The organism is Xylanimonas allomyrinae (assembly GCF_004135345.1).
GTDB lineage: Bacteria > Actinomycetota > Actinomycetes > Actinomycetales > Cellulomonadaceae > Xylanimonas > Xylanimonas allomyrinae.
Genome location: NZ_CP035495.1, coordinates 216,181 through 240,181, shown reverse-complemented (window position 1 = coordinate 240,181; position 24,001 = coordinate 216,181). Strand labels below are relative to the sequence as shown.

The window sequence follows — 24,001 nt, the reverse complement described above, 5'->3', positions numbered from 1 at the left end:
CCTCGCGGAGCAGCGCCGTCGCTGCTCGTTGGTTCGGACTGTAGTGATAGGAAAGCCTCATGCCAATGCGCATCCTGGACGACGATCTGTTGCTCACGATCCGCGGCCGGGCCGCGATCCACGACCGCCGCAACGACTACTTCGACGACGACCTCGCGGATCTCAAGCGGGCCGGCTACCTCGCGGCCCTGGTCCCGGCCGACCTGGGCGGTCCTGGCCTCGGGCTGGCGGACGTGGCACGGGAGCAGGGTCGCCTGGCGGGCGCCGCCCCGGCGACCGCGCTGGCGGTGAACATGCACCACGTGTGGACGGGTGTGGCCCGGTTCCTGCACGACCGTGGCGACGCGTCGATGGACTGGCTGCTCGAGGAGGCCCGCGACGGCGAGGTCTTCGCGTTCGGCTACTCGGAGGCGGGCAACGACCTGGTGCTGCTGGGCTCGCGCACGCAGGCGAGGCCCGACGGTGCGGGCGGCTACACGTTCCACGGCCGCAAGATCTTCACCTCGAACTCGCCGGGCTGGACGCGCCTGGGCGTGATGGGCCTGGACGACACGACCGATCCCGCGAACCCGGTGATCGTGCACGCGTTCGTCACGCGTGACGGCGGCGGGTTCGAGATCCTCGACGACTGGGACACCATCGGCATGCGTGCCTCGCAGTCGCGCACCACGGTGCTCGACGGCGCGCCCGCGCCCGCCGACCGCGTGATGCGCAAGGTGGCGCCCGGGCCGTCCCTCGACCCCTACGTGCTGGGCATCTTCACGTCGTTCGAGCTGCTGCTCGCCTCGGTGTACGCGGGTATCGCGGACCGCGCGATCGAGGTCGCCGTCGAGACGGTGACCAAGCGGCAGTCGATGAAGACCGGCAAGGCCTACGCGCAGGACCCGGACATCCGCTGGCGCCTGGCCTCGGCCGCGCTCGCGCAGGACGGCATCTGGCCGCAGATCGACCAGGCCGCGGGCGCGATCGACGCGGGCGCCAACCTGGGCGCCGCGTGGTTCCGCCAGACCGCCGGCATCAAGGTCCGGGCGACGGAGACGGCACGTGACGTCGTCGACGAGGCGATCCGCTCCTCGGGCGGGTCCACGTACTTCAACCGCTCCGAGCTGGGCAGGCTGTACCGCGACGTGCTCGCGGGCATCTTCCACCCGTCCGACGACGAGTCGGCGCACGCGACGGTCGCGCAGTCCCTGCTGGGCCCGCTCGAGTGACGCGCACGCTCCTGCTCGACGCCGGCCGCCCCGCCGACGTCGCGTCCGTCGCGGCGATCCTGCGCGACGGCGGCATCGCCGCGCTGCCCACCGAGACGGTGTACGGGCTGGCGGGCAACGCCCTCGACCCCGACGTCGTGGGGGCGATCTACGCGGCCAAGGGACGCCCGTCGGACAACCCGCTCATCGTGCACGTCGCCTCGGCCGAGGACCTGCCGAGCGTGGCCCGCACCGTGCCCGCCGCGGCGCGCGCCCTCGCGGACCGGTTCTGGCCCGGCCCGCTGACCATCGTGCTCCCCCGCCGGGACGTCATCCCGGACCGGGTCACGGCGGGGCTCGACACCGTCGCCGTGCGGGTGCCGGCCCACGAGGCGTTCCGGGCGGTGCTGCGGGCGGCCGGGATGCCGCTCGCCGCGCCGTCGGCCAACCGGGCGGGTTCCCCGAGCCCGACGACGGCGGCCCACGTGCTGCACGACCTCGACGGACGCATCCCCGCGGTGCTCGACGGCGGGCCGTGCGACGTGGGCGTCGAGTCGACGGTCGTGGACCTGACGCGCACGCCGCCGCGTCTGCTGCGCCCCGGGGGCGTGTCGCTCGAACAGCTCCGCGAGGTGCTCGGGGAGGTCGAGGTGGACCCCGCCGTCGTCGGGGTGCTTGCCGGCGACGCCGTCCCGGGGGCGCCCGGCATGAAGTACCGGCACTACGCGCCGACGGCGCCCGTGGTCGTGCTGGAGGGGGCGGTCGACGCGGCCGCCGCGTACGTGCGCGCGCAGGGGCTCGACCACCCGGCGGTGCTGTGCTTCGACGAGGAGCGGCCGGCGTTCGCGGGCTTCGAGGTGGTGACCTACGGGTCGGCCGGCGACGCGGCCGGCCTGGCGCGGGGCCTGTTCGACGCCCTGCGCGCGCTGGACCGCCCCGAGGTGACCCACATCTTCGCCCGCTGCCCCGCAGCCGACGACGGCCTCAACCGGGCGGTGCGCAACCGCCTGCTGAAGGCGGCTGCGTTCAGGGTCGCTGCGGTCTGAGGCGCGCGGCGAGCCGCCCGGGCGGGCGTGTGCGCGCCTGCGGCAGGGGTCACGCACGAGAGCAGGTACCACCAGCCGTCACCCGTGGACCGCCAGGCGGGCCAGCTCCTCGCGGACCAGGTCGGCGGCCCACGTCGTGTCCTCTCCCGCGGGGCGGTGGATGAGGTGCAGGCCGAGGCCGTCGACGAGCGCGAGGAGCCGCTGCCCCTCCTTGGCGCTCGCCGGAGTGGGTTCCGGCTCGCCGCGCAGGCGTGCCGCGAGCCTGGTGAACACTCGCAGGAGCTCTTGATGGGTGTGGTCGCGGATGCGGGCGAGGCCCGGGTGCGCGGGGGTCTCGGCGATGAGGGCGACGTTCAGCTCGAACTCGCGGCGCGTGTGCGGGGCGAGCGGCAAGAGCTCGCTGATCACCGCGAAGGCGTAGGCGACGGCGTCGTCGTCGTGCGGGGTGATCGCCACGACCCGGGCGGTGGCCCGCTCGACCATGAGCTCTGCGGAGAACTCCAGCAGCGCGGCCTGTGTGGGGAACAGGTGGCGAAGCGAGCCGACCGCCATCCCGGCGTTGGCTGCGACCGTCCGCACCGAGACAGCGCTCACGCCGTGGTCCAGCACGATCTGCCAGACGGACTCGGCGAGCCGCGTCCGGCGTTCCTCTCGCGGTGTGGCCGTTTTCACAGAACCTCTAGCACACTCGTACCAATCTTGGTCTAATACAACCGTACCAACCAGAGAGGGGACCGATGGACGGCAACGACGCCCGGACGGGCGCGATCTGCTCACCAGGAGCACCGAGCGGGGAGGGCCCGCCATGATCTCCGGCGGTGCTGCGGGCACCCTCGTCGTCCTCGCTCTCGTCGACTCCCTGAGCTTCGGCACGCTGCTCGTGCCGGTCTGGCTCCTCATGGCCCCCGGGCGCCTGCGGCCGCGACGCATCCTCGTCTACCTCGGCGCGGTCGCCGTCGCCTACGCCGGGATCGGCGTCGTCCTCATGACCGGCGGCCGGTTCCTGCTCGACGGCCGCTCCGGGCTGCTGGACACCACGCCCGCGCTCTACGCGCGGCTCGTCGTCGGCGTCGTGCTGTTCGTCCTCTCGTTCGCCCTCGACACCAAGGCCGCGCGCGCCCGCGCCGCCGAGCGCGCGACGCGGTCCGGGCGGCTGAGCCGCTGGCGCGAACGGGCCATGACCGACGGGGCGGCCACGGGACTGGTCGGGCTCGCGGTCGTCGCGGTGCTCGCCGAGGCCGCGTCGATGCTCCCCTACCTCGCAGCGACCGGCATCATCGTCACCGAGACCACGGACTGGCTCGTCGCGCTCGCGGTGCTCGGCGCCTACTGCCTCGTGATGATCACCCCGGCACTCGTCCTCACCGCAGGGCGCGTCCTCGCCGGCTCGCGCGTCGAACCCCCGCTGCGGCGGCTGGACGCCTGGCTCACGCGCACGGCCCACGGGACGACGATGTGGATCATCGGCATCGCAGGGTTCCTGCTCGCGACGAGGGCCGTGCAGGCCCTGAGCCAGGCAGGGTGAGCGCGCGTTCGGACACCAGGCGCGCGCGGACGCCAGGCGAACGACGCCCGGCGCTCCCCACCCACCCGCGGTCGGGAACCGCAACCTGCTGCTCAAGGCGGCCGCCGTCTGGACCATCCCGGTCTGCCCCCGCCGGTGCTGGACCGTCCACCATCTGCCCGGTGCCGTGAACCACCGTCCGGGACGTGTGTATCAGGACGGCGCGAGGGGCCTCTCAGACCGTTGACCGGCGGTGTGCGCCGCGTCAGGGCGAGAGCTTCGGGACGAGGGGACCTGCGATGTCGACGACACAGAACGTTGACGTGACCTTGGAGCACCTGATCTGCCACGACGAGGGCGACGGGTGGGGCACGGCCGAGCCGTACCTGTGGGCCTGCTACTTCAAGGTCGACGGCGACAACTACGCGGTGCAGCAGGGAGCCGGCCTCATCGGTGCGCCGCTCGTCGAGTCGCGCAACGGCACGCACGGCAACCTGGGCAACACCGACGTCGACGCGGGCGACGTCGTCCCGATCCCGAGGGCATCGGCTTCTGGCGCACCAAGCTTCGGCCGATCCCGGTCAACGACCCGTTCGTGCGCAGCCTCGTCGGGGAGAACCTGCCGGGCATCCTGGGCGTGATCGTCGTCGTCATGGAGGAGGACGGATGGCCGGACAACCTCGCCGAGACCGGCTACCAGGCTTTCGTCGACGGCGTCTACCTCGGCGTGACGAAGGTCGCGGCAGGTTTCCAGCACGCTCTGTCACGGCCGACCAAGGAGCAGATCGACGCGGCCATCGCCGGAGTCAAGGCGTCGGTGGGCACCATGGTCAAGGCGGCCGTCAAGAACGCGATGAGCGGCTGGCAGCTCGCGTGGTACGGCACGCTCGGCGACAACGACGACCAGATCGGCGCCGAGGCGTTCACCACGGACGGAGACGAGCTTGCAGCACAGGTGACGGTCCCTGTCTCGCGCCGGTGGGGCGCCGGCGAGTCGGGAGACGGTGACTGGGAGCTGCAGGGCCGCATCCGCGGGCTGCCGGACGTCACCTGCTCGCTGGAAAGCCTCTTCTCGTCGTTCGCCGCGACGGACGTCGACGCACCCATGGACGCGCTGCGCGCGTTCCGCGACGGACCGTTCCGCCGGCTGCCCGGCCTCGGCGCCTGGTGGGAGGAGTTTCGGGCGCTCGCACCGGCACTGGTCGACGCCGCTGCCGACAACCCTCCGTTGCAGGACGCCCTCGGCACGACCCTCCGCGAGGGCGCGGCCGCGCTGGCTCGGCCGCAGGACGCGCTCAGCCCGCAGCTGATCGACGGCCTGCGGGTCGTGCTCGGCTCCCTCGACGGGCTGGTGAGCTCCCACGACGCGAAGGTGGTCAGGCAGGCGTCCCGGCTCGTCGAGCGGGTCCGTCAGGTCCCGGTCGCCGAGGCGATCGAGATCGCCGCGCGTCTCAAACCGATTGGCCGGACCCCTCGTGCGCGCGTCGAGCCACGACCCGACACCACGGCGGCACGGCTCACCGGCTTCCTGCTGAGCCTGACGTCGGCCGACGGCCTCGACGAGTTCGAGCGCACCCCGGACGCCGTGCTCGACGCCAGCGCGCTCACCGCCGCCGAGCAGCACGCGGTGCGCCACGGCATGCGCGGCTGGCTGCGGTTGCAGTCCCTGCGCGAGCTGGAGGCCGCGGGCGTGGCGGTGAAGGTCACCGACCAGCTCCCCGCGGGTGTCGCCGCGATCGACCCGATCACGATCAACACGAACAGCTTCGACACGACCACGATCACGATCGAGACACATGTCGACGTGCACTCCACGACCATCGACACCACGCACATCACCACGTCGGACAACACCACGACGACCACGAGCTCGGGCGACTGGCGCGAACGGTTCCGGCTCCGGGTGGACGACGCCGTGCGCTACTTCGCACGGACGACCTGGGACGGCACGGGCCGCCTCGTGGTGGTGGGCTCCGGGATCCGGCCCATCACCGACCTCAGCATGGGGGCACGCGACCAGATCGTCGCCGCGGACGTGGTCGTGTACTGCGTCGCCGACCCGGTCACCGAGCTGTACCTGCACGAGCTCAACCCGAACGCGCACTCCCTGTACGGGCTGTACGGGAATGCCAAGCCGCGGATCGAGACGTACAAGGAGATGGTCGAGGCCATGCTGGCACCGGTGCGCGAGGGCCTGCGGGTGTGCGCGGTGTTCTACGGGCACCCGGGGATCTTCGCGTGGGCCACCCACGAGGCGATCCGCCGGGCACGCGACGCCGGGCTGCGGGCGGAGATGGCCCCTGCGATCTCGTCGCAGGACTCGCTGTTCGCGGACCTGGGCATCGACCCGTCGAGCGCGGGCCTGCAGACCGTCGACGCGACGGACCTGCTGATCCGCGGTCGCGAGCTGAACCCGAGCATGCACGTGCTGGTGTGGCAGCCGGAGTGCGTCGGCGACGACGGCTTCAACTTCGCGGGCTACGAACGACACAACTTCCCGGTCCTCGTGGAGTATCTGCGGCGGACCTACGCGGGCGACCACACCGTGGTCATCTACGACGCCTCCACCTACCCGCACCTGCCCCCGTCATCCGCTCGACGACGCTCGACACGATCACTGCCGGGGACCTCTCCGGGATCTCGACGCTCTACCTGCCCCCGGCCGTCACCCCTGCTCTCGACCACGACATGCTCGAACGCCTCGGCCTCACGTGACACGCCGGGCCCGACCCCGCACCGTCCGTCGGGGCCCGCGACGCCGGATGCCGACGGGCAGTCCTCGGACGGTCGACCGGTCGTGGGCGAGACCGGATCTAGGCTTCGCCCATGCACCTGTCCCCCGCCACCACCGCCGTCACCGCGGGCCGCCCGCCGCGCGTGCAGGGCGGCCCCGTGAACCCGCCCGTCGTGCTGAGCTCCACGTACGTCTCCCAGGGCGTGCCGGGGCCCGAGCTGCTCTACACGCGCAGCGGCACCGAGACGTGGACGCCGTTCGAGCAGGCCCTCGGCCGGCTCGAAGGCGCGAGCAACCCGGCAATCGTGTTCGGGTCGGGCATGGCGGCCATCGCCGCCGCGCTGTCGCTGGTGCCGACTGCCGGGGGCGCCCGCGGGCGCGGCGGCGTGCTCGTCGTCCCGCGCCACGCCTACCAGGTCAGCCTCGGCTACGCCGACGACCTCGCGGCGCGGCACGGGGTAGAGGTGCGCCGCGTCGACATCGCCGACACCGGCCAGGTGGTCGCCGCCCTGGACGGCGCCGACGTCGCGCTGCTCGAATCGCCCACCAACCCCATGCTCGAGGTCGCCGACCTGCCGGCGCTGCTCGCCGCCGCTCGTGAGCGCGGCGTGCGCACCGTCGTCGACAACACGTTCGCCACCCCGCTCGGGCAGAACCCGCTCGCGCTGGGCGCCGACGTCGTGCTCCACTCGGTGACCAAGTACCTCGCCGGGCACTCCGACGTCGTGCTCGGGGCGTGCGTCACGAACGACCCCGAGCTCGATGCGACGCTGCGGTCCTACCGCACGCTGCACGGCGCCATCGCGGGGCCGTTCGAGGTGTGGCTCGCGCTGCGCGGGCTGCGCACGCTGCACCTGCGCGTCGAACGCGCACAGGCCAATGCCGCCGTGCTCGCGGAGCGGCTGGCCGGACACGCCGCGGTGGCCGAGGTGCGGCACCCCTCGCTGCCCACCGACCCCGGGCACGAGCGTGCGGCCACGCAGATGCGCGGATTCGGCGCGATCATCGGCCTGCGGCCCGTCGGGGGCGTGGCCGCAGCCGACGCCGTCGTCGCCGCGCTCGACCTGTGGGTGCCCGCGACATCGCTCGGCGGCGTGGAGTCGACGCTCGAACGACGCCGCCGGTTCACCACGGAGTCCCCGACCGTGCCTGAGGACCTGCTGCGCCTGTCGGTGGGCGTCGAGGACGTCGAGGACCTGTGGGCGGACCTGGACGGGGCCCTGCGCTCAGTCCTGTGAGGCGGGGTCCGGCGAGACCACGACCACCCCGGAGCTCAGGTCGATCTCGCCGTGCCCTGGGTCGGCGGACGGCGTCTGCACGATCTCGCGGCGCTTGCGCTCCTGCTCGTCGACGAGCGCGCGGTGGCCGGGCTGGAACACGTCGACGATCTCGCCCAGCGCGCCGGCCCGCCGCCTCCCAGACCGCCCGCCATCTTGCGCATCAGCCCCATGGATCGAGGCTAGCGGGGATGTCGCTGCGACGGGTGGCCGCGCCACGGCCCTACGGTCGGGGCATCGAGCGCGAAGGAGCGACCCATGCGAACCAGGATCATGACCCGGGCGACGGCGGCCGGCCTCGTCGCTGCCGCGCTCGCCGTCGGCGGCTGCACCGGCTCGGGCGACGACACCGACCCAGCCCGCTCGGCACCGGCCGACGCGTCGCCCTCGCCCGGAGCGAGCCGCGACGCATCCCCGACGCCGCCCCCGGACGCCCCGAGCGCCACCGCCGGCACGGGCGACGTGGGCGACGTGGGCGACGAGCCGGGACCGGCGTTCGCCGAGCCCGCAACGGTCGCCACGGGCGAGCCGTCCGCCGAGGCACGGCTCACGGTGACCGGCGTCCGGGCCGCCACCCACGACGGGTACGACCGCGTCGTCTTCGACCTCGCCGGCGACGGCAGCCCGGGCTGGCGGGTCGAGTACGTCCCGCAGGCCCTCGACGACGGCTCGGGGCAGCCGGTGGACGTCGCGGGCGGCGCCACGCTCCAGGTGAGGCTCGCCGGGATGGGCTTCCCCCTCGACATGGACGCGCCGGAGTATGCGGGCGACGCCGTCACGCTGCCGGGCGGCGTGGTCCAGCAGGTCGTCTACCGGTTCTGGTTCGAGGGGTACTCGACGGCGTTCGTCGGCGTCGACGAGCCGCGGCCGTTCCGCGTCTTCGCGCTCGAGAACCCGACGCGGCTCGTGGTCGACGTCGCGCGCTGACGCCTCAGCGCCCCTCGGGCTTCTGCGGCCGTGACAGCAGCGCGGGCCCGAGCTCGGCCACCGTCATCTCCCCTGTCACCACCGCGACCACCCCGGCCGTGATGGGCATCTCGACGCCGTGCTTGCCGGCCAGCTCCAGCACCGACTGCGAGGACTTGACGCCCTCGGCGGTGCCACCCGTCGCGGCGATGGCGTCGTCGAGCGACAGGCCCCGGCCCAGGTGGCTGCCGAGCGTGTGGTTGCGGCTGAGCGGCGAGGCGCACGTCGCGACGAGGTCGCCCATGCCGGCCAGGCCGGCGAACGTCTCGGCCTGCGCGCCGAGCGCGAGGCCCAGCCGCGTGATCTCGACGAGGCCCCGGGTGATGAGCGTCGCCGTGGTGTTCCAGCCGTAGCCGAGGCCGTGGGCGATCCCGACGGCGAGGGCGATGACGTTCTTGACCGCACCGCACAGCTCGACGCCCACCACGTCGTCGTTGGTGTAGGGGCGGAAGTACGACGACGTGCACGCGCGCGCGACGATCCGCGCGGTGTCCTCGCTCGTCGAGGCGACGACCGTCGCGGTCGGCTGTCCGACGGCGATCTCCTTGGCGAGGTTCGGCCCGGACACGACGGCGACGCGCTCGCCGGGCACGCCGAGCGCCTCGGCCACGACCTCGCTCATGAGGCGGTCGGTCGACAGCTCGACGCCCTTCATGAGCGAGACGACGACCGCCCCGGGCTCGACCAGGGAGGCCATCCGGCCGAGCGTGACGCGTGCGACCTGCGACGGGACGGCGGCCACGACGATCGACGCCCCGGCGAGCGCGCTCGCCGGGTCGGTCGTGCCGGTCACGGAGGCGGGCAGGTCGACGCCCGGCAGGTACTTCTCGTTGCGGTGGTCCTCGGTCACCGACCGCGCGACGGCGTCGTCGCGCCCCCACAGGCGCACCTCGCACCCGGCGTCGGCGAGGACCTTGGCGAACGTGGTGCCCCAGGCGCCCGCGCCGAGCACGGCGACGACGGCGCTCACGGACGTTCCACCGGCGGGTAGACCGTCTGCTTCGTGCGGTACTCGGGGTGCTTGCGCAGGTCGAACCGGGCGGCCGGAGCCTGCTCACCGCGCAGCGTCTCCAGCTCTGCGGTGATGGCGTCCAGGACGCGGGTGGTCGCCTCGCGCAGTGTCGCGGAGTCGTGCGGCCGGTCGTAGAGGTCCGCGAGGTCGACGGCGGGGCCCGTGCGGATCTGGACGCGCTTGCGCGGGAACGGGCGGAGCACACGCCCGTACCTGGGGAGGATCGACCCCGCCCCCCACTGGGCGACCGGGATGACGGGCACCCGGGTCGCCAGCGCCAGGCGGGCAAGACCGGTCTTGCCCTCCATGGGCCACAGGTCGGGGTCTCGTGTGATGGTGCCCTCCGGGAAGATCGCGACGCACGCGCCGCCGGCGAGCTCGACGCGCGCGGCCTCGAGCGAACGGCCGGCGTCGGCCGTGCCGCGGTCGACGGGGATCATGCGCGTGGCGCGCAGGATCGAGCCGATGACGGGGGTCGTGAACAAGCCCCGCTTGGCGAGGATGCGCGGCTCGTGCCCGTGGTCGAACAGGTAGTGGGCGAAGGTCAGCGCGTCGATCTCGGTCGCGTGGTTCGCGGCGGCGATGAACCCCCCGGACTTCGGGAAGTTCTCGCCGCCCGACCACTCGTACCGGGCCACGGCGAACATCAGGTGGCGCACGAGCCATGCGATGGCGCGGAACGCCAGGGACTCGGGGCGGGCGACGGTGGGGGCGGCATTCACGGCCCCAAGCCTACTTGCTCAGTCGCGTGAGACGTCCGCCCCGAGCGCGACCAGCTTGTCCTGGAAGCTTTCGTAGCCGCGGTCGATGAGGCTGATGCCCCGCACCGTCGAGGTGCCCTTGGCCGCGAGGGCCGCGATGAGGTGCGAGAACCCGCCACGCAGGTCGGGCACCTCGATGTCGGCGGCGGCGAGCGGCGTCGGGCCCGAGATGACGGCCGAATGGTGGAAGTTGCGCTGCCCGAACCGGCAGTGCCCCCGCCCAGGCACTCCTTGTAGACCTGGATGGTCGCGCCCATCTGCCGCAGCGCCTCGGCGAATCCGAACCGGTTCTCGTAGACCGTCTCGTGGACGATCGACAGGCCGGTGGCCTGGGTGAGCGCGACGACCAACGGCTGCTGCCAGTCGGTCATGAACCCGGGGTGGACGTCGGTCTCGAGCACGATGGGGCGCAGGTCGGCGCCGGGGTGCCAGAACCGGATGCCGTCCTCCTGGACGTCGAACTGGCCCCCGACCTTCCGGAACGTGTTGAGGAAGGTCATCATCTCGGGCTGCGTGGCGCCCTTGATGGTGACGTCGCCGCCGGTGGCGAGCGCGGCCGACGCCCACGACGCGGCCTCGATGCGGTCGGCGAGCGCGGTGTGGCTGAAGCCTTCGAGGCGGTCGACGCCCTCGATGCGGATGACGCGATCGGTGTCGACCGAGATGATCGCGCCCATCTTCTGCAGGACCGCGATCAGGTCCATGATCTCGGGCTCGATCGCGGCGTTGCGCAGCTCGGTGATGCCCTCGGCGCGCACCGCCGTCAGCAGGAGCTGTTCGGTCGAGCCGACCGACGGGTACTCGAGCGTGAACCTCGTGCCCTGCAGGCGGCGCGGGGCTCGCAGGTGGATGCCGTTGGGGCGCTTGTCCACCACGGCGCCGAACTGCCGCAGGATGTCCAGGTGGTAGTTGATCGGGCGGTCGCCGATCCGGCAGCCACCCAGGTCCGGGATGAACGCCTCGCCCAGGCGGTGCAGCAGCGGACCGCAGAACAGGATCGGGATCCGGCTCGAACCGGCGTGCGCGTCGATGTCGGCCATGTGCGCCGACTCGACGTTCGACGGGTCGAGGTCCAGGATCCCGGCCTCCGAGTCGTACTTGACGTTGACCCCGTGCAGCTCCAGCAGCCCCGAGACCACGCCCACGTCACGGATCTGCGGAACGTTGCGCAGAACGCTGGCCGTCTCGCCGAGGAGCGAGGCCACCATCGCCTTGGAGACGAAGTTCTTGGCCCCTCGCACCGTGATGGTGCCCTCGAGCGGGTTGCCGCCGTTGACGTACAGCAGGTCGTTCATCGGATCGTGTCGTCCTGTCCTCGATCGGTTCGGTGCGCCGGTCGATCCTCCCCCGGGGATCCGATGGTGCCAACATGCTGGCACGCGAGGTTGTTTCCGTTCACCACACCTTCACCCGCCCTCCGCCGGGCCGCCCGTCGACACGCCGCTTCGCAACAGCATCTCGAATAGCGGACTCCGTTCCCAATCTTCGGACAGTTGCTTACCGTTCACTCCATGTCCACCATCACCGACCTCGGCACCGACAAGGCCCCCACGGCCTCCCGCACCGACGCGGGGAACTCACGCGGGCGCGTCGTCGTCGCCAGCCTGATCGGCACCTCGATCGAGTTCTACGACTTCTATGCCTACGCCACGGCCGCGGTGCTCGTCTTCCCGACGCTGTTCTTCCCCAACGCCCAGGACCCGACGACGCAGCTGCTGAGCTCGTTCGCCGTCTTCGGCGTCGCGTTCGTCGCCCGCCCGCTCGGCTCGATCCTGTTCGGGCACTTCGGCGACCGCGTCGGCCGCAAGGCCACGCTCGTCGCGTCGCTGCTCACCATGGGCATCGCCACCGTGCTCATCGGCCTCATCCCTCCGGCGTCGACGCCGGGGTGGACCGTGCTGGCGCCGGCCGCGCTCGTGCTGTGCCGGTTCGCGCAGGGCCTGGGCCTCGGTGGCGAGTGGAGCGGCGCCGCGCTGCTCGCGACCGAGAACGCCCCCGCCGGACGGCGTGCCGTCTGGGGGACGTTCCCGCAGCTCGGTGCCCCGATCGGGTTCATCCTCGCCAACACCGTGTTCATCGCGCTGTCGTCGTTCGCCTCACCCGAGGCGTTCGCCTCGTGGGGTTGGCGCGTGCCGTTCCTGGCCTCGTCGGTGCTGGTGATCATCGGCCTGTGGGTGCGGCTCAAGCTCATCGAGACCCCGGCGTTCCGCAAGGTGCAGGAGGCCGACGCCGTCGTGGCCGTGCCGCTGGCGGCCGTGTTCCGCACGTCGTGGACCAAGCTGATCTCGGGACGTTCATCATGCTGGCCACCTACGTCCTCTTCTACCTGATGACGACGTTCACCCTGACCTACGGCACCGCCGCCGCCGACCCCGAGACAGGACCGGCCGGGCTGGGCTACGCCCGCGTCGACTTCCTGTGGATGCTCATCGTCGGCGTCGTCTTCTTCGCCGCGTTCACGCTCGCGTCGGGACCCCTGGCCGAGCGGTACGGGCGCCGCAAGCACCTCATCGTGGTGACCGTCGCGATCATCGTGTTCGGCGGGCTGTTCGTGCCCCTCTTCGCCGGGGGCACCACGGGCGTGCAGGCGCTGCTCATCGTCGGGTTCAGCCTCATGGGCCTGACCTTCGGGCCGATGGCCGCTGTACTTCCCGAGCTCTTCGCCGCTAACGTCCGGTACACCGGCTCCGCCATCGCCTACAACGTGTCCTCGATCCTCGGCGCCGCGGTCGCACCGTTCATCGCCGTGTGGTTGTGGGGCAAGGCCGACGGCTCGCCGGTGCTCGTCGGGGCCTATCTCTCCGTCATGGCCGTCATCACCCTCGTTGCACTGGTGCTCGAGAAGGAGACGCAGAACGTCGACTACGACGGCCGCCTCTCAGACTGATCGGAAAGCGCCATCTCATCAGTCGTAGCCTTCCCGCGCGTAGCGTGCGGGCGTCAGCAAGAACCGGAGGTACGTCATGGAATCCCAGCTCCAGTCGGTCTACGACGCGGTGCTGCGCCGCAACCCTGGTGAGGCAGAGTTCCACCAGGCCGTGCGCGAGGTGTTCGAGTCACTCGAACCCGTGCTGCGCAAGAACCCGCAGTACGTCGAGGCGGCCGTCCTCGAACGCATCTGCGAGCCCGAGCGCCAGATCGTCTTCCGCGTGCCGTGGATCGACGACGCAGGCCGCGTGCAGATCAACCGCGGGTTCCGCGTCGAGTTCAACTCGGCCCTCGGCCCGTACAAGGGCGGGCTGCGCTTCCACCCCTCGGTCTACCTGGGCATCGTGAAGTTCCTCGGCTTCGAGCAGATCTTCAAGAACTCGCTCACGGGCATGCCGATCGGCGGCGGCAAGGGCGGCTCGGACTTCGACCCGCGCGGCAAGTCCGACGGCGAGGTCATGCGCTTCTGCCAGTCGTTCATGACCGAGCTCTACCGCCACATCGGCGAGCACACCGACGTCCCTGCGGGTGACATCGGCGTGGGCGGGCGCGAGATCGGCTACCTGTTCGGCCAGTACAAGCGGATCACCAACCGCTACGAGTCCGGCGTGCTCACGGGCAAGGGCCTCACGTGGGGCGGCTCGCTGGTGCGCACCGAGGCCACCGGCTACGGCACCGTCATGTTCGCCGAGTCGATGCTGGCCGCGCACGGCCAGGACTTCGACGGCCGCCGCGTCACCGTCTCCGGCTCGGGCAACGTCGCGATCTACGCGATCGCCATGGCACAGCAGCTCGGTGCCAACGTCGTCGCGTTCTCCGACTCGTCGGGCTACGTGATCGACGAGGCCGGCGTCGACCTCGACCTGCTGCGCCAGATCAAGGAGGTCGAGCGCGGCCGCGTCGCCGACTACGCCGACCGCCGCCCCGGCGCGCGCCTCGTCACCGGCGGCTCGATCTGGGACGTTCCGGCCGAGGTGGCGCTTCCGTGCGCGACGCAGAACGAGCTCGACGAGGGTCACGCCAAGCAGCTCGTCGCCAACGGCGTCGTCGCCGTCGCCGAGGGCGCCAACATGCCGACGACGCCGCAGGCCGTCGCCCTGCTCCAGGAGGCCGGCGTGCTGTTCGCGCCCGGCAAGGCGGCCAACGCGGGTGGCGTCGCGACCTCGGCGCTCGAGATGCAGCAGAACGCCTCGCGCGACGCGTGGTCGTTCGACTACACCGAGGAGCGACTGCAGGCGATCATGACGCGCATCCACGACCAGTGCGTGGAGACCGCCGAGGAGTACGGCGCGCCCGGCAACTACGTCGTCGGCGCGAACATCGCCGGCTTCACCAAGGTGGCCGACGCGATGATCGCCCTGGGCGTCATCTGACCGTGTGCAGGCCATCGGCCACGGACCCGCGCGGCGCTCACCTCGTCGGGCGGGTCCGTGGCCGATGCTGAACCCGTGCGCGTCCGCCGGGTTCATGTCATCGGCGCCGCCGTGGCGGCGACGCTCGTCGTCGGCGCCCCGCTCGTCGTCGACACCGTGATGGACGACCGGCCCGTCGTGGGGCTGCGCCTCGAGGGGGCGAGCCGCTGGCAGGTGTGGACCGACGCCTCCGGAACCGCGGCGCGACGCGCCCAGGACCGCGCCGCGGACACGCTCACCCTGCGCGCCGGGACGCTCACGCGGACGCCCACGCTCGACGACCTCGGGCTCGTCGACGGTACGCGCGACCTGCGCACGGCACTCCTGGCGGCCGGGCGTGACGGATCCGCCTGGCAGGACGCCCTCGCCCAGACGCGTGCGGCCTGGGGCGGCGAGCGTGTCACCCCGCCACCCGACCGGCTCGACCCGGCGCGCCTCTCCGTGGCCGTCGACGCGATCGCCGACGACGTCGCCGTCCCGCCCGTCGACGCCACGCTCACCCTGTCGGGCGACGTCGTGCGGGTGCGCGACGACGTCCCGGGCATTCGCCTCGACACGCCGGGGGCGCGCCGCGCGATCGCCGACGCCGTCCGCGCCGGGCGCCGGTCGGCGCACCTTCCCACACGCGCCGTCCCGGCCGCGGTGACCGAGCACGACCTCGCCGCCGTCGAGGCGAGCGTGCACGCGGCGGTCGCGCGGCCGCTCGTGCTCGGCGCCGGCGACGCCCGCGTGACCGTCCCCCGCGCGCGAGTCTTCGCCGCGCTGCCCGTCACCGTGAGCGGCGGCACCGCCGTCGTCGTCCCCGACGCCGCGGCGCTCGCGCCCGAGATCGCGGAGGTCTCGGCGCAGGCCGAGCGGCTGCCCGCGCTGCGCATCGTCATGGCCGGCACCGTCGTGGCGCCCGGCGCCGACGGTGTGCACGTCGATGCGCAGGCCGCGGCCGAGGCAGTCCTCGCGGAACTGCGGGCACGCACCGCAGGGGGCGGCGCCGACGTCGTCCCGCTGCCCGTCACGACGCTGCCCGCGCCCGTCCAGGAGGCGACCGCGGGCGCCTTCGCCGGGGACCACGCCGTCCACCTGACGTTCGACGACGGCCCGGGTGCGCACACCGAAGCGATCCTCGACGTCCTCGCGGCGAAGGGCGCACACGCGACGTTCTACGTGCTGGGCGAGCGCGCACGGGAGCACCCCGAGACGGTCCGGCGCATCCTGGCCGAAGGGCACCGCCTCGGGAACCACACGACCACGCACCCCGACCTCACCACGCTCGCACCCGAGCAGGCGGCCTCGGAGATCGCGAGCACGCAGGCGCTGCTCACCGAGATCACCGGCGTGCGGCCGACGGCGTTCCGACCGCCGTACGGCGCCGTCAACGACGCGGTGCGCGCGGCCGCCGCGGCCGAGCACCTGTCGGTCGACCTGTGGACGCTCGACACGCAGGACTGGCGCGGCCCGGGCGCGGCCGCCGTGTGCGAGCGCGTGCTGTCCGGAGCGCAGCCGGGCAGCGTCGTGCTGCTGCACGTGCTGCGGCAGGGCACCGTGGACGCGCTGCCGGGCATCATCGACGGCCTGCGCGCCCGGGGACTCGCCGTGGACTGAGCCGGCGCCCGTGCTCACCTGCGCCGGCCCCGTGCTGACCCGTGCTGACCCGTGCTCACCCGTGCTCGCCCTGCGGCCACGCACGGCCGTCGACGCACCCCGCGTCCCGCTACCTCCTGGCCGGCCCGGTCGACTCACGCGTCACGAGCGTGGGCAGCAGCGTCATGCGGACGACGGTGCCGGGGCTCGTGGTGCGGATGCGGTCGAAGCACATGCGTGCCGCGCGGTAGCCGAGCTCCCACTTGGGCGGGGAGACGGCCGTCAGGGGGACACGCGCGAGCGAGGCGATCTCGTCGTCGTAGGCCACGACGCTCACGTCGCCGGGCACCGAGAGCCCGCGCTCGGCCGCCAGGTCGACGAACGTGACGGCGTCGACGTCGGTGTGGACGACGACGGCGTGGACGTCCTCGGCGACGCAGCGCTCCACGAGCGCCCTGAGGGCCTGGACGGACTCGTCGGTGCCGACCGTCGGGTTCGGCAGCGAGCGGAACTCCCCCTCGACGCTCTCGCCCAGACGCGAGACGGCTCGAGACCAACCCTCCTGGAGCCACGGGGCGGTCGGGCTCTCCCGCGCCGCGAGCACGATGCGGCGATGGCCCAGGCCGTGCAGATGCTGGACCGCGATGTCCGCCCCGTGCGCGTGGTCGGTGCGGACCGACTCGATGGACGAGCCGGCGAACCGGCCGCCGGTGACGCTCCGCTCGACGACGACGACGGGCACCCGCGCCGCCAGCAGCACCCGGTACAGGGGTGAGGCCTCGCCCACGGCGGAGCTCGGCGTGATCATCAGGCCGTCGACCCCCGCGCGCAGCAGCCGCTCCACCTGACGCACCTCCTCGACCGGGGAGTAGTTCGTCGTGCCGAGCACGAGCCTGAAGCTGCTCTCCCGCGCTGCCTGCTCGGCACCCCGGATGACGGCAGGGAAGTAGTAGCTCGCCGAGGGAGCGATCATGCCGATCGTGGCGACGGACCGGCGCGCCGCCTCAGGGCGTTCTGGGGTGCGAGCGCGCTCGGACGCGACGGCGAGCGAGATGGCCCCGCCGTGGACCCGCACGAGCAGGCCCTCCTTCTCCAGCCGGTACAGGTCGCGCCGCACCGTCATGGGTGACACCGAGTGCCGCTCGGCGAAGCGCGTCACGCTCATGCTTCCGTGCAGTTCGAGCTCGCGCAGGATCGCATCCTGCCTACCTTCGGCGACCATGTGCCCCGCTCCCCGCCCTGGCGGGCGCTCGTGTGTTTGTTCGCAGTTGTGCGAATGTTCGTTTCCATCGAAACGGCGCGTTGTGAGTGGCGATACCACCTGAACACCTGCGCTGAATCGTGCAGTTGCCCCACGATCCCGCGATTTCTTTCCGCGCGCCACTAGAGGCGTTTGTTTTTGTTCGAATGATCGGTCACGGCTTGTGGTGTGCGGGGTCGGGGCTGTTCCCTGGGTCCGCCGGACCCGGCAGCAGCGCTGGGACCGGCTCCTCGGACAAGGAGGTCACCCCAATGCGCACACCCCTCACCGCCGCGCGTGCCGCGATCGCCGGCGGCGCCGTCGCCGCCCTGACGCTCGCCGGATGCTCGGCGAAGGGACAGGCCACGCAGCTCGACCCGAGCGGCGACGCCTCGTTCACCTACTGGTCGATGTGGAACCCGAACGAGCCGCAGGCGAAGATCCTCGCCGACGCCATCGCCGAGTTCACCGCCGACACGGGCATCGAGGTCGACGTCCAGTGGCAGGGCCGCGAGGTCGTCACCAAGCTGCTCCCGACGCTCACGTCGGGCGCGGCCGCCGACCTGGTCGACGGCTCGGTCAACGCCCTCGGCCCGATCGTCGCCGCCGACGCCCAGCTCGACCTGACACCGGCCTACGAGCTCACCGTCCCCGGCGACGAGAGGCCCCTGTCGGCGGTCATCCCGGAGGCCTACGTCAAGGCGGTCGAGGACGCCGAGGGCGAGCCGACCATGGTCCCCTACGAGGTCATGAGCGAGGGCGTGTGGTTCGACGCCGCCGCCCACCCCGAGCTCGCGCAGGCGACCGGCTCGTGGGACGAGTTCGTCGCCGCGCTCCAGAAGATCGACGCGACGGGTACGCCTGCGGTCGCCGTCCCGAGCAACGACGCGTACTGGGTGACGCTCCTGCTCGAACGCGCGCTCGGCGTCGACGGCCTGCGCACGCTCGCGACCGACAAGACCGGCGACGCCTGGGACGCCCCCGGCGTCGCGCAGGCGCTGGCGGCGTTCGACGAGCTGCGCCCGTTCTTCCCTGACGGCTACGAGGCCAACCAGGGCGCCGACGCCCAGAACCTGTGGGCCGGCGGCGGCGCCGCCGCCTACCTGTCGGGCACGTGGGTGCCGAGCGAGGCCGCCCCCAACGTCGGCAAGGGCTTCACGTTCGAGTCCGTGCAGCTTCCCCCGCTGCGCCCCGGCGGCAGCACCGCCGTCGGCGCCAACTTCATCGGGTTCGCCATCCCGGCGTCCGCCGACGACGCCGCCGCCGCGCAGAAGTTCATCGCGTACTTCGCCCAGAAGAAGCACGCGGAGCGGATCGCGACCGAGGCCGTGCAGATCTCGCCGCGCGCCGACGTCAGCGTGCCGGCCGAGCTGACCTCGATCGCCGACGCGCTGCGCGCCGGGGACCTGTACCCCGACCAGGGCGGGCTGGCGCGTGACTACCCGGACTGGTACTCGACCATCTACCGCACCGCCGTGACCGGCTTCGTGACCGGTCAGTACGACGCCGAGGCGTTCGTCGAGCAGGCCAAGCGCCAGACCGTCGACTACCTGGCGACGCACGGCTGACCGCCGCCCCCGACCGACCCGAGAACCGAGGACTCCCATGGCCGGCTCCGCGTTCGCCCGCAAGCAGCGTCAGCTCACGATCCCCTTCGTGGTCGGCGCACTGGCCCTGTACACCGCGTTGTTCATCCTCCCGTCGGCGTACTCGGTGTACGCGAGCCTGACCGACTGGAACGGCATCGACCCGCCCCGGTGGGTCGGCCTGCGCAACTACGCGATGCTCGCCGAGGACCCGGTGTTCCGGCAAGCCGTCGTCAACACCGCGTGGATCACGCTCGGGGTCGGTTCCGTGCTGTTCGTGCTGAGCTTCGTCGTCATCCTCGTGATGCGCGAGCTGCGGTTCGTGCGGTTCGTGCGGGGCGCGCTGTTCCTGCCCCACCTGGTGTCCACGATCGTCCTGGCGATCTTCTGGGCGGCGCTGTTCCGCTACGACGGCCTGCTCAACTCGCTGCTCGGGGCCCTCCACGTCGGCCCCGTGACGTGGATGGGGCCGGACTCGGCGTTCTGGCTGGTGCTGCTGGGGCTGGTCTGGATCCACCTGGGCTACTACGTCACGATCCTCATGGCCGGCGTCGACGCCATCCCCCGCCACTTCTACGAGGCGGCGTTCCTGGACGGCGCCGGCCCGTGGCAGCGGTTCCGGCACGTGACGCTGCCGCTGGCGTGGGACGTGGTGGGGGTCGCCGCGATCCTGTGGACCATCAGCTCGGTCAAGATCTTCGAGTTCATCCTGGCCTTCAGCGGGGGCAGGGCGCCCTGCCCCCCGTCACCCAGTGGAACACGGCCCTGTTCGTCTACGGCAAGACGCTGGGCGGCACCGCCGCGGCGTTCGAGTTCGGCTACGCGGCCGCAGGCGCCGTCGTCACGCTCGCGTTCGTCACCGTCCTCGTCGTCGTGCTGCGCCGTGCGATGCGGCGCGAGTCCATCCAGTTCTGAGCAGGGAGCCTCCATGCGATTCGCCCGCCCCGCGCCGCGTGCGCGCCGCGTCAGCCCCACCGCCCAGCTCGACGGCGGTCCGCTGCACGGCGTCGTCGCCGTGCTCGTGTGGCTGACCGTGCTGTTCAGCGTCGGCGCGCTCGCGTTCGTCGTGCTCAGCGCCTTCAAGTCCTCCGCGGCGATCGTCGCCAACCCGTGGTCGCTGCCGGACGGCCTGCACCTGGAGAACTGGCGCACGGCGTGGGTCGACGGCAACCTCGGCCACGGGTTCCGCAACTCGGCGCTGCTGGTCGCGACGGTCGCCGTCGCCACCGTCGTCGTCGCCGCCCCGGCGGCGTACGTGCTCAGCCGCCGCAGCGGCTGGGCGATCAACGCGACGGTCGTCTACTTCGTGCTCGGCCTGGGCATCCCGATGCAGGTCATCGTGCTCCCGCTGTACGCGCTCATGCTGCGGCTGGGGCTCATCAGCTCCCTGAGCGGGCTGTTCGTGATGTACGTCGTCGTGAACCTGCCGTTCACGGTGTTCCTGCTGACGGGGTTCTTCGGGAGCCTGCCCTCCGAGCTGGAGGACGCCGCGGCGCTCGACGGCCTGAGCCCGAACCGCACCTTCTGGTCGATCATGCTCCCGCTGGCACGCGGCGGGCTGACGACGGCGATGCTGCTGACGGGCATCAACGTGTGGAACGAGACGTTCCTGGCGCTCATGTTCATCCAGACCAACGACAAGTACACGCTGCCGCTGTCGATCCTCAACTACTACCAGCAGCAGCAGTACTCGGGCAGCGACTACGGGGCGCTCTTCGCGGCGGCGTCGATCTCGATCCTGCCGATGATCGTGCTCTACGCGTGGTGCGGACGCCGCCTGACGATCGGGATCACGAGCGGCGCCCTCAAGTAGGCCGTGCGCGCCGGGAGGGCCGCACCCACCGGGTGCGGCCCTCCCGGGCTCCGCGGCTCACGCCTCCTGCGGCGTGTGCTCGTGCTCCTTGATCGCCTTGCGGACCTCGTCCATGTCGAGGCCCTTGACCGCGTCCACGACCTCCTGGAGGGCGTGGGCCGGCAGGGCGCCGGCCTGGTTGAACACCAGCACGCCCTCCCGGAACGCCATGAGCGTCGGGATCGCGGTGATGCCGGCGGCCGCCGCGATGCGCTGCTGGGCCTCGGTGTCCAGCTTGCCGTGGACGATGTCGGCGTTCGTCTCGGACGACTTCTCGAAGATCGGCGCGAACTGGCGGCACGGGCCGCACCAGGAGGCCCAGAAGTCGACCAGCACGATGTCGTTCTCGGAGATGGCCTGCTGGAAGGTGTCGTCGGTGAGGTCGACGGTTGCCATGGGAATCCTCTCGTCGGTACCCCTCGGCAAGCGCCGCAGCGGCGTCCGGTATTCCCGCTGCGCACCGGTGTGAGCACCTGACGGCATGCCCGAGCCGGTCAGGCGCCCGGCCCGCCCAGGCGCGTGCCGGGCGGTGCATGGTTGGATCGGCTTGTGACCGCCTCCGCCGAGCTGCCGCCCCCTGACGACTGGGAGCCGCCGGCACCCCGCACCACCGGATGGCTGACGCCCGAGGACCTGGCGGTGGTGCGCGCGCAGCTTCCGCTCGTGTACGTCGATGCCGTGCCCGTGCGGGTCGACGAGTCCGGTGACGTCGTCGCCGTCGGCCTGCTGCTGCGGATGGGGACGACGCGCGGCCTGGCCCGCTCGCTCGTCTCGGGCCGCGTGCTGTACCACGAGCGGATCCGCGACGCCCTCCTGCGGCACCTGGAGAAGGATCTCGGCCCGGTCGCCCTGCCGCAGGTCCCGCCGTCGCCGCAGCCGTTCACGGTCGCCGAGTACTTCCCCACCCCGGGCATCACGTCCTACCACGACCCGCGCCAGCACGCGGTGTCGCTCGCGTACGTCGTCCCCGTGACGGGCGACTGCCGCCCCCAGCAGGACGCGCTCGACCTCGAGTGGCTCACGCCCGAGGAGGCGTGCGGCGACGCCGTGCAGGCCGAGTTCGTCCACGGGCAGGGTGCGCTCGTCCGGCAGGCGATGGCCTGGGCGGGCCGGCTGACCTGACGGGCCGCCTCAGGCGCCGAGCACGAGCGTGGGCCAGTCCGCCAGGTCCTCGCGCATGCGGCGGTCGTGCGTCGCGACGACGACGGCCGCGCTGGTGCGGGCGAGCGCGAGCGTGAGCTCGTCGACCAGGTCGATCGACAGGTGGTTGGTCGGCTCGTCGAGCACGAGCAGATGCGGAGCGGCGAGCAGGGTGCGCGCCAGCTCGAACCGCCGCCGCTGCCCGGCCGACAGCTCGGCGAGCGGCCGGTCGAGGTCCTCCTCGGCCAGCAGGCCGAGCGCGGCGACGGGCACCACGTGGTCGGGGTCGAGCGCCCCGCGCGCGAGCAGTGCGAGCGCCTCGTTGGCGGCGGCGTCGAACCCCGTCAGGGTGCGCGGGTCGTCGAGCCCACGCCCGACGATCGGGGCGTTCTCCTGCCCGACGACGCCGACGCGGACGCCGTCGACGGCCGTGCGCGTGCCGCGGTCGAGCGGGAGCCGGCCGCTGAGCGCCGCCAGCAGCGTCGACTTGCCCGTCCCGTTGGCACCGACGACCAGGAGCCGTCCCGCCGGCGGCACCGCGACGCGCGTCCCCGGCAGGTCGAGCCGCACGCGCCGCGCCCCGCCGCCCGGCTCGGGGTCGCCCAGGACCAGCGGGTTGCGCACCTCGACCAGCGGCTGCGCGGGGTCCCAGCCCGGGTCGAGCGACGGCAGGTCCGGGAACCGCAGCTCGAGCGGCGGCACGGGCACCTCGACCGCCTGCGACTCCAGCCGCTCGATGAGCCGGTCCGCGGCCTTCACGTGCGTGCGCGCCCGTGTGCCGCGACGGTGCTTCTGCGAGCCCTTGGGGGGCCGCCACTCGTCGCTCAGCCCCTCGTAGGTGCGGTCCCGCTGGGCCAGGAGCGCCGCGGCCCGCTTGCGCTCGGCCCGGTACCGCTGCCGCCACCGGTGCAGCGCCTGCGACTTGGCGAACCGGTAGGCGAGGTACCCCGGCTGCCCGTACAGCACAGGCCGCCCGTCCATCGACGGGTCGAGGTCGAGGATCGCGGTCGCGACGTCGTCGAGAAGCTGCCGGTCGTGGGTGACGAGCACGACGCCGCCGCGCCACGCGGCGAGCTCCTCGGTGAGGAACCCGATGGCCTCGTCGTCGAGGTGGTTGGTCGGCTCGTCGAGCAGCAGCAGGTCGCTGCGCTCGGCGAGCCGGCACGCCAGGCGCACGCGGTAGCGCTGCCCGATGCTCAGGGTCTCCAGCAGGCGGTCGCGCTCGCGCGGCGCGCCCAGCCGCGTGAGGGCGACGTCGATGCGACGGTCGGCGTCCCACGCCGCGAGGTGGTCGGCGCGCGCCAGCAGCGCGGCGAGCCCGTCGAGGTCGCCCTCGGCCTGGTCCGCGGAGAACGCCGCAGCCGCGGCCTCCAGCTCGGCCGCGACCGCGCGCACGCCCGCGAGCGCCGTCGCGACGACGTCGCCGACGGTCTGCCCGGAAGCCACGACCAGCTCCTGCTCGACGACGGCGATCGTGCCGTGCCGGCGCACCTGCCCGGCCGTGGGGGTGAGGGTGCCGGCGAGCAGGTGCAGCAGGGTCGACTTGCCGGACCCGTTCTCGCCGACGACGCCGAGCCGGACGCCGTCGGACACGCGCAGCGTGACGTGCTCGACCACGGTGCCCGAGCGGCGGCGCCGCTCTGCCGACGCGCGCTCGTACCGGGTCAGGCGCCCCTCGCCCCAGGCGTTGTGCTCGCGCGGGCCGTCGGCGGGCGCGGCGTCGTCCGCGACGGGCGGGTACGCGAAGGCGACATCCGTCGCGGTCAGGTGCACCG

General features: G+C 72.7%; 19 protein-coding genes and 2 pseudogenes. 13 read left to right on the top strand and 8 right to left on the bottom strand.

What is annotated here, in order from left to right:
* Window positions 1-59: 59 nt before the first annotated feature.
* Together ET495_RS01045 and ET495_RS01040 are read left to right on the top strand one after the other, a co-directional pair.
* The gene (locus ET495_RS01045) at window positions 60-1,211 is read left to right on the top strand and encodes an acyl-CoA dehydrogenase family protein (RefSeq protein ID WP_129201908.1); all 1,152 of its coding nucleotides are present in this window, start codon (window positions 60-62) and stop codon (window positions 1,209-1,211) included.
* On the top strand, window positions 1,208-2,236 hold the full coding sequence (locus ET495_RS01040) for an L-threonylcarbamoyladenylate synthase (RefSeq protein WP_211340881.1): 1,029 nt from the start codon (window positions 1,208-1,210) through the stop codon (window positions 2,234-2,236). The genes ET495_RS01045 and ET495_RS01040 overlap by 4 nt, the downstream gene beginning before the upstream one ends.
* A gap of 78 nt (window positions 2,237-2,314) precedes the next feature.
* On the opposite strand, the gene ET495_RS01035 is transcribed toward ET495_RS01040, so the two are convergent.
* Entirely contained in the window at window positions 2,315-2,830 is a 516-nt protein-coding gene (locus tag ET495_RS01035; protein ID WP_245993223.1) for a TetR/AcrR family transcriptional regulator, read from the bottom strand.
* Window positions 2,831-3,041: 211 nt separating this feature from the next.
* On the opposite strand from ET495_RS01035, the gene ET495_RS01030 reads away from it, so the two are divergent.
* The 4 genes from ET495_RS01030 (at window position 3,042) to ET495_RS01015 (ending at window position 7,712) form a co-directional block, all read left to right on the top strand.
* Complete coding sequence (locus ET495_RS01030; RefSeq protein ID WP_129201906.1) at window positions 3,042-3,761, top strand: GAP family protein; 720 nt, start codon at window positions 3,042-3,044, stop codon at window positions 3,759-3,761.
* Between the two features lie 302 nt (window positions 3,762-4,063).
* Window positions 4,064-4,381, top strand: coding sequence for a hypothetical protein (locus ET495_RS01025; protein WP_129201904.1), 318 nt, complete (start codon window positions 4,064-4,066; stop codon window positions 4,379-4,381).
* A complete protein-coding gene (locus ET495_RS01020; RefSeq protein WP_129201902.1) occupies window positions 4,336-6,636 on the top strand; it encodes an SAM-dependent methyltransferase in 2,301 nt (766 codons plus the stop codon). Before ET495_RS01025 ends, ET495_RS01020 begins: the two co-directional genes overlap by 46 nt.
* Window positions 6,567-7,712: a trans-sulfuration enzyme family protein gene (locus tag ET495_RS01015; protein WP_129201900.1), complete on the top strand. Its 1,146-nt coding sequence runs from the start codon at window positions 6,567-6,569 to the stop codon at window positions 7,710-7,712. Before ET495_RS01020 ends, ET495_RS01015 begins: the two co-directional genes overlap by 70 nt.
* Here ET495_RS01015 and ET495_RS17460 read toward each other — a convergent pair.
* Window positions 7,701-7,853 carry a DUF6191 domain-containing protein gene (locus tag ET495_RS17460; protein WP_162616320.1) on the bottom strand — a complete coding sequence of 51 codons (153 nt, stop codon included), beginning with the start codon at window positions 7,851-7,853 and terminating at the stop codon, window positions 7,701-7,703. The two genes, ET495_RS01015 and ET495_RS17460, sit on opposite strands and share 12 nt — an antisense overlap.
* Before the next feature lie 156 nt (window positions 7,854-8,009).
* On the opposite strand from ET495_RS17460, the gene ET495_RS01010 reads away from it, so the two are divergent.
* Window positions 8,010-8,678: an AMIN-like domain-containing (lipo)protein gene (locus ET495_RS01010; RefSeq protein ID WP_129201898.1), complete on the top strand. Its 669-nt coding sequence runs from the start codon at window positions 8,010-8,012 to the stop codon at window positions 8,676-8,678.
* Window positions 8,679-8,682: 4 nt separating this feature from the next.
* On the opposite strand, the gene ET495_RS01005 is transcribed toward ET495_RS01010, so the two are convergent.
* From ET495_RS01005 to murA, 3 genes and pseudogenes are all read right to left on the bottom strand, one after another.
* Complete coding sequence (locus ET495_RS01005) at window positions 8,683-9,687, bottom strand: NAD(P)H-dependent glycerol-3-phosphate dehydrogenase (protein ID WP_129201896.1); 1,005 nt, start codon at window positions 9,685-9,687, stop codon at window positions 8,683-8,685.
* The gene (locus ET495_RS01000; RefSeq protein ID WP_342770130.1) at window positions 9,684-10,451 is read right to left on the bottom strand and encodes a lysophospholipid acyltransferase family protein; all 768 of its coding nucleotides are present in this window, start codon (window positions 10,449-10,451) and stop codon (window positions 9,684-9,686) included. The genes ET495_RS01005 and ET495_RS01000 overlap by 4 nt, the downstream gene beginning before the upstream one ends.
* An 18-nt stretch (window positions 10,452-10,469) precedes the next feature.
* Window positions 10,470-11,785 (bottom strand): annotated as a pseudogene (gene murA, locus ET495_RS00995) (UDP-N-acetylglucosamine 1-carboxyvinyltransferase).
* 216 nt (window positions 11,786-12,001) lie between these two features.
* Between murA and ET495_RS00990 the strand changes: the two are divergent.
* From ET495_RS00990 to ET495_RS00980, 3 genes and pseudogenes are all read left to right on the top strand, one after another.
* A pseudogene (locus ET495_RS00990) lies at window positions 12,002-13,377 on the top strand (MFS transporter).
* Window positions 13,378-13,453: 76 nt separating this feature from the next.
* The gene (gene gdhA, locus ET495_RS00985) at window positions 13,454-14,791 is read left to right on the top strand and encodes an NADP-specific glutamate dehydrogenase (protein ID WP_129201894.1); all 1,338 of its coding nucleotides are present in this window, start codon (window positions 13,454-13,456) and stop codon (window positions 14,789-14,791) included.
* A 75-nt stretch (window positions 14,792-14,866) separates the two neighbouring features.
* Window positions 14,867-16,429 (top strand): polysaccharide deacetylase family protein, encoded by a 1,563-nt coding sequence (locus ET495_RS00980; RefSeq protein ID WP_129201892.1) that lies wholly within the window; start codon window positions 14,867-14,869, stop codon window positions 16,427-16,429.
* Window positions 16,430-16,538: 109 nt separating this feature from the next.
* Here ET495_RS00980 and ET495_RS00975 read toward each other — a convergent pair whose 3' ends face one another.
* Window positions 16,539-17,630 carry a substrate-binding domain-containing protein gene (locus ET495_RS00975; RefSeq protein WP_129201890.1) on the bottom strand — a complete coding sequence of 364 codons (1,092 nt, stop codon included), beginning with the start codon at window positions 17,628-17,630 and terminating at the stop codon, window positions 16,539-16,541.
* Between the two features lie 290 nt (window positions 17,631-17,920).
* On the opposite strand from ET495_RS00975, the gene ET495_RS00970 reads away from it, so the two are divergent.
* Window positions 17,921-19,216, top strand: coding sequence for an ABC transporter substrate-binding protein (locus ET495_RS00970; RefSeq protein ID WP_162616319.1), 1,296 nt, complete (start codon window positions 17,921-17,923; stop codon window positions 19,214-19,216).
* A 37-nt stretch (window positions 19,217-19,253) separates the two neighbouring features.
* Window positions 19,254-21,047, top strand: a complete 1,794-nt coding sequence (locus tag ET495_RS00965) for an ABC transporter permease (RefSeq protein WP_129201886.1) — start codon at window positions 19,254-19,256, stop codon at window positions 21,045-21,047.
* A 57-nt stretch (window positions 21,048-21,104) separates the two neighbouring features.
* Here ET495_RS00965 and trxA read toward each other — a convergent pair whose 3' ends face one another.
* Entirely contained in the window at window positions 21,105-21,482 is a 378-nt protein-coding gene (trxA, locus tag ET495_RS00960) for a thioredoxin (protein ID WP_129201884.1), read from the bottom strand.
* Between the two features lie 153 nt (window positions 21,483-21,635).
* On the opposite strand from trxA, the gene ET495_RS00955 reads away from it, so the two are divergent.
* Entirely contained in the window at window positions 21,636-22,208 is a 573-nt protein-coding gene (locus ET495_RS00955) for an NUDIX hydrolase family protein (protein ID WP_129201882.1), read from the top strand.
* A gap of 9 nt (window positions 22,209-22,217) precedes the next feature.
* Here the strand turns inward: ET495_RS00955 and ET495_RS00950 are convergent, their stop codons facing one another.
* Window positions 22,218-23,999 carry an ABC-F family ATP-binding cassette domain-containing protein gene (locus tag ET495_RS00950; protein WP_425471177.1) on the bottom strand — a complete coding sequence of 594 codons (1,782 nt, stop codon included), beginning with the start codon at window positions 23,997-23,999 and terminating at the stop codon, window positions 22,218-22,220.
* Window positions 24,000-24,001 lie beyond the last annotated feature (2 nt).

Excerpts from the sequence above, each read along its gene's own strand:
- ET495_RS01045 (WP_129201908.1), top strand. The coding sequence starts at position 60 with ATGCCAATGCGCATCCTGGACGACGATCTGTTGCTCACGATCCGCGGC.
- ET495_RS01030 (WP_129201906.1), top strand. The coding sequence starts at position 3,042 with ATGATCTCCGGCGGTGCTGCGGGCACCCTCGTCGTCCTCGCTCTCGTC.
- ET495_RS01015 (WP_129201900.1), top strand. The coding sequence starts at position 6,567 with ATGCACCTGTCCCCCGCCACCACCGCCGTCACCGCGGGCCGCCCGCCG.
- ET495_RS01010 (WP_129201898.1), top strand. The coding sequence starts at position 8,010 with ATGCGAACCAGGATCATGACCCGGGCGACGGCGGCCGGCCTCGTCGCT.
- gdhA (WP_129201894.1), top strand. The coding sequence starts at position 13,454 with ATGGAATCCCAGCTCCAGTCGGTCTACGACGCGGTGCTGCGCCGCAAC.
- ET495_RS00975 (WP_129201890.1), bottom strand. The coding sequence starts at position 17,630 with ATGGTCGCCGAAGGTAGGCAGGATGCGATCCTGCGCGAGCTCGAACTG.
- ET495_RS00970 (WP_162616319.1), top strand. The coding sequence starts at position 17,921 with ATGCGCACACCCCTCACCGCCGCGCGTGCCGCGATCGCCGGCGGCGCC.
- ET495_RS00965 (WP_129201886.1), top strand. The coding sequence starts at position 19,254 with ATGGCCGGCTCCGCGTTCGCCCGCAAGCAGCGTCAGCTCACGATCCCC.
- trxA (WP_129201884.1), bottom strand. The coding sequence starts at position 21,482 with ATGGCAACCGTCGACCTCACCGACGACACCTTCCAGCAGGCCATCTCC.